13 protein-coding genes and 1 pseudogene are annotated in these 10,609 nt (G+C 33.0%); 11 read left to right on the top strand and 3 right to left on the bottom strand.

Going from position 1 to position 10,609, the window contains the following annotated elements; genetic code table 11:
• The 7 genes and pseudogenes from Q0075_RS06210 to Q0075_RS06180 all read left to right on the top strand — a co-directional run.
• A pseudogene (locus tag Q0075_RS06210) lies at positions 1-365 on the top strand (pirin family protein); the annotation flags it as partial.
• Positions 366-417: 52 nt separating this feature from the next.
• Positions 418-702 (top strand): GNAT family N-acetyltransferase, encoded by a 285-nt coding sequence (locus tag Q0075_RS06205; protein WP_297868753.1) that lies wholly within the window; start codon positions 418-420, stop codon positions 700-702.
• A complete protein-coding gene (locus Q0075_RS06200) occupies positions 702-914 on the top strand; it encodes a hypothetical protein (RefSeq protein ID WP_297868752.1) in 213 nt (70 codons plus the stop codon). The genes Q0075_RS06205 and Q0075_RS06200 overlap by 1 nt, the downstream gene beginning before the upstream one ends.
• A 5-nt stretch (positions 915-919) precedes the next feature.
• The gene (locus Q0075_RS06195) at positions 920-1,447 is read left to right on the top strand and encodes an NAD(P)H-dependent oxidoreductase (RefSeq protein WP_297868751.1); all 528 of its coding nucleotides are present in this window, start codon (positions 920-922) and stop codon (positions 1,445-1,447) included.
• Between the two features lie 60 nt (positions 1,448-1,507).
• On the top strand, positions 1,508-2,383 hold the full coding sequence (fabD, locus tag Q0075_RS06190; RefSeq protein ID WP_297868750.1) for an ACP S-malonyltransferase: 876 nt from the start codon (positions 1,508-1,510) through the stop codon (positions 2,381-2,383).
• Between the two features lie 77 nt (positions 2,384-2,460).
• On the top strand, positions 2,461-3,138 hold the full coding sequence (locus Q0075_RS06185; protein WP_297868749.1) for a peptidoglycan DD-metalloendopeptidase family protein: 678 nt from the start codon (positions 2,461-2,463) through the stop codon (positions 3,136-3,138).
• 64 nt (positions 3,139-3,202) lie between these two features.
• Positions 3,203-3,454, top strand: a complete 252-nt coding sequence (locus Q0075_RS06180; RefSeq protein WP_297868748.1) for a hypothetical protein — start codon at positions 3,203-3,205, stop codon at positions 3,452-3,454.
• Positions 3,455-3,485: 31 nt separating this feature from the next.
• Here Q0075_RS06180 and galE read toward each other — a convergent pair whose 3' ends face one another.
• Complete coding sequence (gene galE / locus Q0075_RS06175; protein ID WP_297868747.1) at positions 3,486-4,499, bottom strand: UDP-glucose 4-epimerase GalE; 1,014 nt, start codon at positions 4,497-4,499, stop codon at positions 3,486-3,488.
• 65 nt (positions 4,500-4,564) lie between these two features.
• Positions 4,565-5,692, bottom strand: a complete 1,128-nt coding sequence (locus Q0075_RS06170; RefSeq protein WP_297868746.1) for a DegT/DnrJ/EryC1/StrS family aminotransferase — start codon at positions 5,690-5,692, stop codon at positions 4,565-4,567.
• A gap of 96 nt (positions 5,693-5,788) precedes the next feature.
• Between Q0075_RS06170 and Q0075_RS06165 the strand changes: the two genes are divergently transcribed.
• The 4 genes from Q0075_RS06165 (at position 5,789) to Q0075_RS06150 (ending at position 10,025) form a co-directional block, all read left to right on the top strand.
• Complete coding sequence (locus Q0075_RS06165) at positions 5,789-7,042, top strand: glycosyltransferase N-terminal domain-containing protein (protein WP_297868745.1); 1,254 nt, start codon at positions 5,789-5,791, stop codon at positions 7,040-7,042.
• Positions 7,042-7,491, top strand: coding sequence for a GNAT family N-acetyltransferase (locus Q0075_RS06160; protein ID WP_297868744.1), 450 nt, complete (start codon positions 7,042-7,044; stop codon positions 7,489-7,491). The genes Q0075_RS06165 and Q0075_RS06160 overlap by 1 nt, the downstream gene beginning before the upstream one ends.
• Before the next feature lie 9 nt (positions 7,492-7,500).
• Positions 7,501-9,654 carry a S46 family peptidase gene (locus Q0075_RS06155; protein WP_297868743.1) on the top strand — a complete coding sequence of 718 codons (2,154 nt, stop codon included), beginning with the start codon at positions 7,501-7,503 and terminating at the stop codon, positions 9,652-9,654.
• A gap of 164 nt (positions 9,655-9,818) precedes the next feature.
• Positions 9,819-10,025, top strand: a complete 207-nt coding sequence (locus tag Q0075_RS06150; protein WP_297868742.1) for a hypothetical protein — start codon at positions 9,819-9,821, stop codon at positions 10,023-10,025.
• A gap of 53 nt (positions 10,026-10,078) precedes the next feature.
• Here Q0075_RS06150 and Q0075_RS06145 read toward each other — a convergent pair whose 3' ends face one another.
• A complete protein-coding gene (locus Q0075_RS06145; RefSeq protein ID WP_297868741.1) occupies positions 10,079-10,441 on the bottom strand; it encodes a DUF1508 domain-containing protein in 363 nt (120 codons plus the stop codon).
• Between the last annotated feature and the right edge of the window lie 168 nt (positions 10,442-10,609).

Below are 10,609 nucleotides of genomic sequence, written 5' to 3'. Positions count from 1 at the left end.
AAATTTGGTTGTTTCCAAAATATAGAAATGTGGAACCTCGTTACCAACAAATTACATTAGACAAATCGTTGGAGAAAAATGATTTCGCTCAAATCTTATCTCCAAATCCAGATGATGCCGGTGTTTGGATTCATCAAGATGCTTGGTTTTATTTGAGTGATTTTGACAACGGTTTTTCAAAAAAATTAAACTTGAAAAAAGAAGGAAATGGTTTCTACGTGATGAATATTGAAGGTGAAATCGAAGTTAATAGAGAAAAATTAGAAAGAAGAGACGCTGTTGGAATTTGGGAAACCAATGAAATTGAAATCAAAGCGAATTCTAATGCGAAGTTTTTAGTGATGGAAATTCCGATGGAACAGTAATTAGTGTTCAGTGTTCAGTGTTCAGTCTCAAGTATTCAGTAAAAATAGAATTATGACAGAAGAAGTGCAACTTAGAATAAACGACAACAAAGGTGCTTTTTACATTGAAGTAGAAGGCAACCAGGAGGCTGTGATGACCTTTGTTTTTGCTGGTGAAGATAAAATCATCATCGACCACACGGAAGTGAATCCTGGAAATGAAGGAAAAGGCTTTGGTAAAAAAATGGTAAACAAAGCTGTAGAATTTGCTAGAGAAAAAGGAATTAAAATCTTGCCTTTGTGTCCGTTTGCGAAAAGTGTTTTTGATAAAACACCAGAGTTTAGAGACGTATTATAATGAAACAACCACCTAAATGGAAATTCGCCATCATGGTTTGGTTGGCCATTTATCCAGCCATAACTCTTTTAACCTACTTAATTGGAGATTTAATTAAAAAATTACCGTTACCCATAAAAACGTTAATTATGACAGGAATTTTAGTTCCTTTAATGGTTTTTGTTTTATTACCAATATTAAGAAAACTAATGGGAAATTGGCTAAACAAATAATAAACATGAAAAAAATCATCGCTTTTGGAGCTTCATCAAGTAAGCAATCCATCAATAAACAATTGGCAACTTTTACTGCAAATCAATTTCAAAATGTTACAATTGAAATTTTAGATTTAAACGATTATGAAATGCCTATTTTTTCTGTTGATAAAGAGAAAGAAAATGGAATTCATCCGTTAGCCCAAGAATTTTATGCTAAACTAGGAAGCGCTGATTTAATCATAATATCATTTGCCGAACATAACGGAAATTACTCCACAGCCTTTAAGAATATTTTAGATTGGACATCACGCATTAACGCTAAAACTTTTCAAGAAAAACCAATGTTGTTATTAGCGACTTCTCCTGGTGCTCGAGGTGGAAGTTCGGTTTTAGAGATTGCTACAAAACGTTTTCCGTTTCAAGGTGGAATTGTAAAAGGTAGTTTTTCATTACCAAGTTTCAATGAAAATTTCGATGTGGTAAATGGTATTATCCATCAGGAATATAAAAATCAATTATTGGAAATCGTAAATTCGATCGAATTCTAATAAAAATGTTATTTTTGCCACTCAAGAACAACTTGAAACTTTAAACTTGAAACAAAATTTATGAAAGCATACGTATTTCCAGGTCAAGGCGCTCAATTCACAGGAATGGGTAAAGATTTATATGAAAACTCACCTTTAGCGGCAGCATTATTCGAAAAAGCGAACGAAATTTTAGGTTTTAGAATCACCGATATCATGTTCGAAGGAACGGCTGAAGAATTGAAAGAAACTAAAGTAACCCAACCAGCGGTTTTCTTACACTCGGTTATTTTAGCCAAAGTTTTAGACGTAAAACCAGATATGGTTGCCGGACATTCTTTAGGAGAATTTTCTGCTTTAGTAGTAAATGGTGCTTTATCATTTGAAGACGGATTAAAATTAGTTTCTCAAAGAGCAATGGCCATGCAAAAAGCATGTGAAATTACTCCTTCAACTATGGCTGCCGTATTAAACTTAGATGATAAAATCGTAGAAGATATTTGCGCTTCTATTGATGGCGTTGTAGTTGCTGCAAATTATAACTGCCCTGGACAATTAGTGATTTCTGGAGAATACAAAGCGGTAGAATTAGCTTGTGAAAAAATGAAAGAAGCGGGTGCAAAACGTGCTTTAATTTTACCAGTTGGTGGTGCTTTCCACTCTCCAATGATGGAACCAGCAAGTTCAGCATTAGCAGCAGCTATTGAAGCAACTACTTTTGCTACACCAACTTGCCCAGTATATCAAAACGTAACTGCAAACGCGGTTTCTGATGCAACTGAAATTAAGAAAAACTTGATTTCGCAATTAACAGGAGCTGTAAGATGGACACAATCGGTACAACAAATGATTGCTGATGGAGCAACAAGTTTTACTGAAGTGGGTCCAGGAAAAGTATTAGTAGGATTAGTAAATAAAATTGATAAAGAAGTCGAGACAATTTCTGCTTCTTTATAAAATAAAAATACTTTTAAAATAGAATTCCTCATGAAGTTTATTCGTGAGGAATTTTTTATTTTTGAGAAAAAGAAAATATGGAAAATCTAATTGCTTTGTTCCAATCAATTGAAGCGGCCAAAGTCATTTCACCCGAGATTGATTACTCTGAATATGTTCCCTTGAATTTATCTGTTTCGAATCGTGAATTGAGTCAGCATAAATTAGAAACTGCTCAAGATTATGAAATTTTCATCCAAAACCATTTAGATAAAAATCAAGGTAAAATTGCTTTTGGCGGTTACATTGAAACTCGAAATTTATACCAAAGAAGTACGGTTTTTAAAAACACTAATTCTGACGAACGAAATATTCATATTGGTTTAGATTTATGGATTAACGAATCGGCTCCAATTCATGCTGCTTTGGATGGAACCATTCACAGTTTTCAAAACAATACCGCTTTAGGTGATTATGGCCCCACTATTATTTTGGAGCACGAAGTTGAAAATATCAAATTCCACACGCTATACGGTCACTTGAGCGAAGCGAGTTTAATTGGTAAAAAAGTGGGTGATATTGTAAAAAAAGGAGAACAAATATCTACTTTAGGATTACCACCTATTAATGGTGATTATGCTCCGCATCTGCATTTTCAAATCATTATAGATATGGAAGGAAAAATTGGCGATTATCCTGGAGTTTGCAATGAAAAAACACTTTTGTTCTACAAATCAAATTGTCCTGATCCTAATTTTTTATTAAAAATTATGTAAAAATACATTCCGAAATTGAGATTTATTTCGTACCTTTAAGATGTGCAATTTTTAATATTTATATATGAGAAAGGTATTTTTAGGATTAATGATTTTAGCATTAATTTCAGTTTCATGCAAAGATGAAACAAAAGAGAAAATCGAAGAAGCAAATGAAGCTGTTGGTGCTGAAATGGAAGAAAAAATGGACTCTGCCTCTGTTCAAATTAACAAAGCAATTGATACCTTAGAATCAAAAACTGGAGAAGTTTTAGAAAAAGGTGCAGAAAAATTAGATAAAGCAGCTGATAAAATGAAAGAAGCAGCCCATAAATAACAAGAAATCCCAAGCAAAACTTGGGATTTTTTTATTTTCTAATTTTTTGTTCCCACTTCCAGGCGCTTGCAAGAGCGTCCTCAAGAGTGAATTGAGCTTTCCAGCCTAAAACATTATTCGCTTTATCGGTATTGGCATAAGCTTCTATAACATCTCCTTCTCTTCTTCCTACAATCTGATAATTTAATTTTTGATTGGACACTTTTTCAAAAGCATTAATTACTTCCAAAACCGAACTTCCCGTTCCAGTTCCTAAATTAAATGTTTCTACTTTTCCTGAATTTTGTTTTTTCAACAAACGTTGTAAAGCGATTACGTGTGCTCTTGCTAAATCTACTACGTGGATATAATCACGAATTGCGGTTCCATCAATTGTTGGATAATCATTACCAAAAACAGAAAGCTTTTGGCGAAGTCCAATTGCGGTTTGCGTAATAAAAGGTACTAAATTTTGTGGAACACCTAAAGGTAATTCGCCGATTTCAGCTGAAGGATGCGCTCCAATCGGATTAAAATAACGTAACAATATAGAATTAATGTTAGTTACTTTTGCGACATCCGTTATAATTTCTTCCCCTATTTGTTTCGTGTTCCCGTAAGGCGACATCGCAACTTGAATTGGAGCGATTTCAGTAATTGGCATTGTTTCGGCCTGACCGTACACGGTACAAGACGAACTGAAAATAAAATGAGCTTCTGATTTTTTTTGTAATTCTTGAAGTAAATACACTAAAGAATTGATGTTGTTTTCATAATACAACAAAGGATTTTCAACACTTTCCCCCACCGCTTTTGAAGCAGCAAAATGAATCACTCCTGAAATATCTTGGTGTTTAGAAAAGAAATTTTGAACCGCCGATTTATCACGCAAATCGATGTTTTCAAACAAAGGTTTTTTCCCAGTAATACGCTCAATTCCGTCTAAAACATCAATAGATGAATTGGAAAGATTATCGATTGCAATTACATCAAAACCTTCATTTTGTAATTCTACAACGGTGTGAGAACCTATAAATCCTAAACCGCCAGTAACTAATATCTTCATCTTTTAGTTTTCAGTCACAGTCGCAGTAAACAGTTACTGAGACTGAATACTGCGACTAAACACTATTATACGTATTCTAAAACAGCGTCTGTAATAAATTTAATTTGTTCGTCATCTAATTCCGTGTGCATTGGCAATGCAATTACTTCTTTTACCAATTGATTCGTAACAGGGAAATCTTCTTCTTTGTAACGAGCATCAGCATACGCTTTTTGACTGTGTAATGGAATTGGATAATAAATCGCACAAGGAATTCCTTTCGCTTGTAAATGTTCTAATAAACCATCACGTTTTCCATTCATAATACGGATTACATATTGATGAAATACGTGACAATCACAAGATTCACAAATAGTTGGAACCCAAATATTAGGGTTTTTTCCAAGAATTTCTGAATACTTTCTTGCTGCATCTTGACGTGCTTTGTTGTAAGCATCTAAATGTGGTAATTTCGCTTTTAAAACTCCCGCTTGAATACTATCTAAACGCGAATTCACACCCACTACATCATGATGATATCTTTCATACATTCCGTGATTTACGATTCCTCTAATTTTGTGTGCTAATGCATCATCATTGGTAAAAATGGCTCCACCATCACCATAACAACCTAAGTTTTTAGATGGGAAAAAGGATGTTGCTGCTACATGACCAATAGTTCCTACTTTCTTTTTAGAACCATCTTTTGAAGTGTAATCGGCTCCAATAGCTTGAGCATTATCTTCGATAACGTATAAATTATGTTCTTTGGCAATTTCCATAATCGCATCCATATTGGCAGCGCGACCAAATAAATGTACCGGAACAATTGCTTTTGTTTTTGGAGTTATTGCTTTACGAATTCCGTCAAGCGAAATGTTCATATTGTTCATATCCACATCTACTAAAACTGGAGTCAATTGCAACAATGCAATTACTTCCACTGTAGCTGCGAAAGTAAAATCGGCAGTAATAACTTCATCACCTGGTTTCAAATCCAATCCCATCATGGCAATTTGCAACGCATCGGTTCCGTTAGCGCATGGAATTACGTGTTTTACACCCAAATATTTTTCTAAATCCGCTTGAAATTGGTGAACTAAAGGTCCGTTAATGTATGTATTCGTATCTAAAACCTCTTGAATAGAAGCATTTACTTCTTCTTTTATTTTTTCGTATTGACTTTTTAAGTCAACCATTTGTAATTTTCTCATTGGAATAAAATTAAGTCTAGCAAAAATATGAAATTCTATAGTACAAATTTTATCTAACTTAAAAAGAAACGTATTTTAGCACCATAAAATTCAATTATGCTATTTTTATACAACATAATTACGCTTCTAGCTGCCCAACTTTTGAAACTTGTAGCGATTTTTAGTCCAAAAATGAAACTTTTTGTTGATGGACGAAAATCAGTTTTTCAAACGTTAGCGAATAAAATTCAATCTTCGGATAAAACGATTTGGTTTCATGCGGCATCTTTGGGCGAATATGAGCAAGGTTTACCTGTGATTGAAGCGATGAAACAACAATTCCCAAATCATAAAATTGTGGTTACTTTTTTTTCACCTTCGGGTTATGAAGTTCGAAAAAACAATACCGTTGCTGATGTTACAGTGTATCTACCTTTGGATACGATTTCGAATGCGAAAAAATTTATAAGTTTAGTTCATCCCGAAATGGCATTTTTCATCAAATATGAATATTGGCCAAATTATCTGAACGAATTAAAAAAACAGCAAATTAAAACTTATCTAATTTCTGGAATTTTACGAGAAAATCAAGCGTTTTTTAAATGGTATGGCGGATTTTATAGAAACGCTTTACAAACATTTGATTACTTCTTTGTTCAGAATGAAAGTTCAAAAAAGCTACTTCAAAGCATTGGATTTAATAATGTAAAAGTTTCTGGCGACACGCGTTTTGATCGTGTAGTTTCGATTTTAGAACGTGATAATTCTTTGGATTTTATTGAACAATTCAAAGACCATACAACCACCATCGTCATTGGTAGTTCATGGCCAAAAGATGAAAGTTTATTGGTAAATTACATCAATCAGAGTTCGGATGATGTGAAATTTATTATTGCACCGCATAATATTAAACAAGAGCAAATTTCAATTCTCAAAAATCAAATTCAAAAGAAAACTATTTCGTATTCGGAAAAAGATGAGATGCTGAAACAAGTTCAGCGTGACAAATTGGAGGATTTTCAAGTTTTCATCATCGACACCATCGGAATTTTAACCAAAATTTATTCTTATGCCGATATTGCTTACGTTGGCGGAGGTTTTGGAAATCCGGGTGTTCATAATATTTTGGAACCAGCAACTTTTGGTGTTCCAGTTGTGATTGGTCCAAATTACTCGCATTTTGCTGAAGCTACGGCATTGGTAAACATGGAAGGTTGTATTTCAATTCAGAATCAAACCCAATTAAATGAAGCTTTTGATTTATTACTTCACAACGAAGACGAAAGATTAGAAAAAGGGCATATTTGCAGCACATTCGTTCAAATGAATAAAGGAGCTACGCAAACGATTATGAATCATATTTTAGACTAATGACAACCTTCAAACCATTAGAAATTGCAGATATTTCAATTATCACTCAAATGATGCAGGATTTCTATGCGATTGACAATTATCCGATGGATTTTGAAGTGGCTAAAACTTTGTTTCAAGAATTTATTTCCAATGAACATCTTGGAAAATCTTGGTTGATATATTCCGAAAATAAAATTGTGGGTTATATCATTCTCACTTTTATTTTCAGTTTTGAATATGGCGGAAAAATTGCTTTTGTAGACGAATTATTCATCAAAGAAACCGCTCGAGGAAAAGGTTTTGGAAAAGAAGCGATTCAATTTATTCAAAGTGAAGTTTCTAAATTATCGTTAAAATTACTGTATTTAGAAGTCGAACCGCACAACGAAAACGCACAAAAATTGTATCTTGCACACGATTTTGAACTTCACAATAGAAAATTAATGAAGTACAAAGTCACTAAATAAATTATACCTATGAAATTTTTAAAATTACTACTTGTTTTATTTGTTATCCAAGTTCAAGCGCAACAAGGAGGCATGTGGATTCCTTCGCTATTGAAAGGAACCAACGAAAAAGAAATGAAAGCTTTGGGAATGAAAATTAGTGCCGATGCTATTTATTCGGTAAATAATTCCAGCTTAAAAGACGCTGTTCCTCATTTTGATGGCGGTTGTACAGCAGAAATGATTTCTCCAAAAGGACTTTTATTAACCAATCACCACTGTGGATATGACAATATTCAAAGTCACTCTACTGTTGAAAACGATTATTTAACAAATGGTTTTTGGGCTTACAAAATGGAAGACGAATTGCCAAACAAAGATTTAACCGTTACGTTCATCATTAAAATTGAAGATGTAACTACTAAAATTTTTGAAGGGGTATTAAATCTTCCAACCGAAAGCGACAAACAAAAAAGAATCCAACAAAATATTGCTGCTGTTAGCAAAAGTTTCCAAAAAGAAGCTTGGCAAGATGTAATGATTCGTGCTTTTTATGATGGAAACCAATATTTATTATTTGTAACTGAAAATTTCAAAGATGTTCGTTTGGTTGGTGCGCCGCCGAGTTCAATTGGAAAATTTGGTTCCGATACTGATAACTGGGTATGGCCTCGTCATACTGGAGATTTCTCTTTATTTAGAGTTTATGCCGACAAAAACAATCGTCCTGCTGAATACTCAAAAGACAACGTTCCATACAAACCAAAACACTTTTTCCCAGTTTCTGCAAAAGGAGTTCAGGAAAATGATTTTACGATGGTAATGGGATATCCTGGAAGAACTCAGGAATATTTACCATCATTCGCCGTAGAACAAATTGTAAATGATTTGAATCCGGCAAAAATTGAAATTCGTGATGCTGCTTTAAAAGTACAAGATGGCTTCATGAGAAAAGATAATGCGATTAAAATTCAGTATGCTTCAAAATACGCTGGTGTTGCAAATTATTGGAAAAAATGGATTGGAGAAACGAAAGGTTTAAAAAAATCCAATGCAGTTGCTATCAAAAAAGATTTTGAGAAGAAATTTCAAGAAAGAGTAAACAAAGCTGGAAAACAGGCTGAATATGGAAGTATTTTAACTGATTTCGAAAAGAACTACAAAGACATTAGAGAATATGCTATTGCTAGAGATTACTTTACAGAAGTTGTTTTACGTAATTCAGAAATTTTATCGTTTGGATACCGTTTATACCAATTAGAGCAAGTTTATAATACAAGAGGCGAGCAAGCTTTCAATGATAGAAAAAACAATTTAATTTCTGGATTTGAAGGTTTATATAAAGATTATAGCGCTCAAGTGGATGAAAAAGTTTTTGAACAATTAATCAATTTATATGCTACGAAATCACCAAAACAGTTTTTACCTGAAAGTTTGAATAACATTAATGCTTCAGCTTTAACAACAAGTGTTTTTGGTTCTTCGAAATTAACTAGCTTTAATGGTTTGAAAGAATTATTAAATGGTGATGCAAAATCGGTTTTAGAGAAATTAAATCAGGACAAAGGATATCAATTGGTAAAATCGATTGCGGATAGTTACCAAAAAAATGTAGCTCCTAAGTTTGATGAGATTAATTTAAAAAACATCGCTTTACAAAGAACTTACATGAAAGGAATTATGGAATTCTTCCCTAACGATAGAATTTTCCCTGATGCTAACAGTACATTACGTGTAACGTATGGAAAAGTAAAAGGATACAAACCTAGCGATGCTGTTATTTACGAACCAGTTAGTTATTTAGATGGAGTGATTGAAAAATATATTCCAGGTGATTACGAATTCGATGTTCCTAAAAAACTAATCGATTTGTATAATGCAAAAGATTATGGAAAATACGCAGATAAAAATGGTAAAATGCCTTTAGCGTTTATTGCTACCAATCACACTACTGGTGGAAACTCTGGAAGTCCTGCTTTAGATGCAAAAGGAAATCTAATCGGATTGAACTTTGATAGAGTTTGGGAAGGCACGATGAGCGACATTTATTATAGTCCAGAAATCTGTAGAAATATCATGGTAGATGCGCGTTATATTTTATTTGTGATTGATAAATTTGCAGGTGCTAAAAATCTTATAGAAGAGATAACGATTGTTTATCCTAAGTCTCAAAAAACCAAATAATTACAAATATTTTAAAAAATAAAGAGTTTGGCACGCCATTTGAAATAATATATTTAAGGTTCGAAAGAAAAAAAATTTAAAAAATTTGTCTAAAAATATTTTGACATGTTAAAAAATTTATATCTTTGCTCCGAATTAATAATTAACCTTTATAATTTAGTAAGATGAAAAAAGTTGTTTTAAGTTTAGCAATTGTTGCTGCTATGTTCGTTTCATGTAAAGAAAATGCTGCTGAAGAAACTCCAGCTGTTGATTCAACTGTAGTTGAAACTCCTGCTGTTGAAGAAGCTCCTGCTGCTGATTCTACTGCTGTAGTTGCTGATTCTGCTGCTACTGCTGCTCCTGCTGCTGAAGCTGCTCCAGCAAAATAATTATTGCTAGAACAAAAAAATTAATCCCGATTAGATCGGGATTTTTTTTGCTTTTATTTTTCAAATGGAGATGGACCAAAAATATCTTCGGAAGATGAAAAATCTAAGAACTCTGAATTTCCTGCATATTTAAGTATTTCATCAATACCTTTCTGAAGCAATAACTGAGTCGTATATCTTCTACTAACCGCTATTTCATGCTCATCAAGTATCATTCTAAAGAAAAACTTTCCACTAGACGATTTAAAGCGCATAAAAATACATTTATCAATTAAACTTTTCAAACGCTCAATTTCCTCTTCACATTCAAATCGCAATTCAAAATCATTGCTCGTAAAAATGGTTTTCCCTTTTCTAGAAACAAACTCATATTTATAAACTCCGCTTAATCGTTGTGCTATTACAAATGTTCCCATTAATTAGTTTAGAATTTTTTGCAAGGTAATGCTTTTATTTTTAGCCACTGATATATCTGGTAAAACTGATTATTATTTCATATTACTAAAAAATACATGCAAATTATTATTCCTTAATTTCTCCATAAAACAAAAACCATTTTCTGGAATTATATTCTTGATAATAAA

Origin of the sequence: uncultured Flavobacterium sp. (genome assembly GCF_937967675.1) — a bacterium.
Taxonomy (GTDB): domain Bacteria; phylum Bacteroidota; class Bacteroidia; order Flavobacteriales; family Flavobacteriaceae; genus Flavobacterium.
This window is presented reverse-complemented; position numbering and strand designations above follow the sequence as displayed.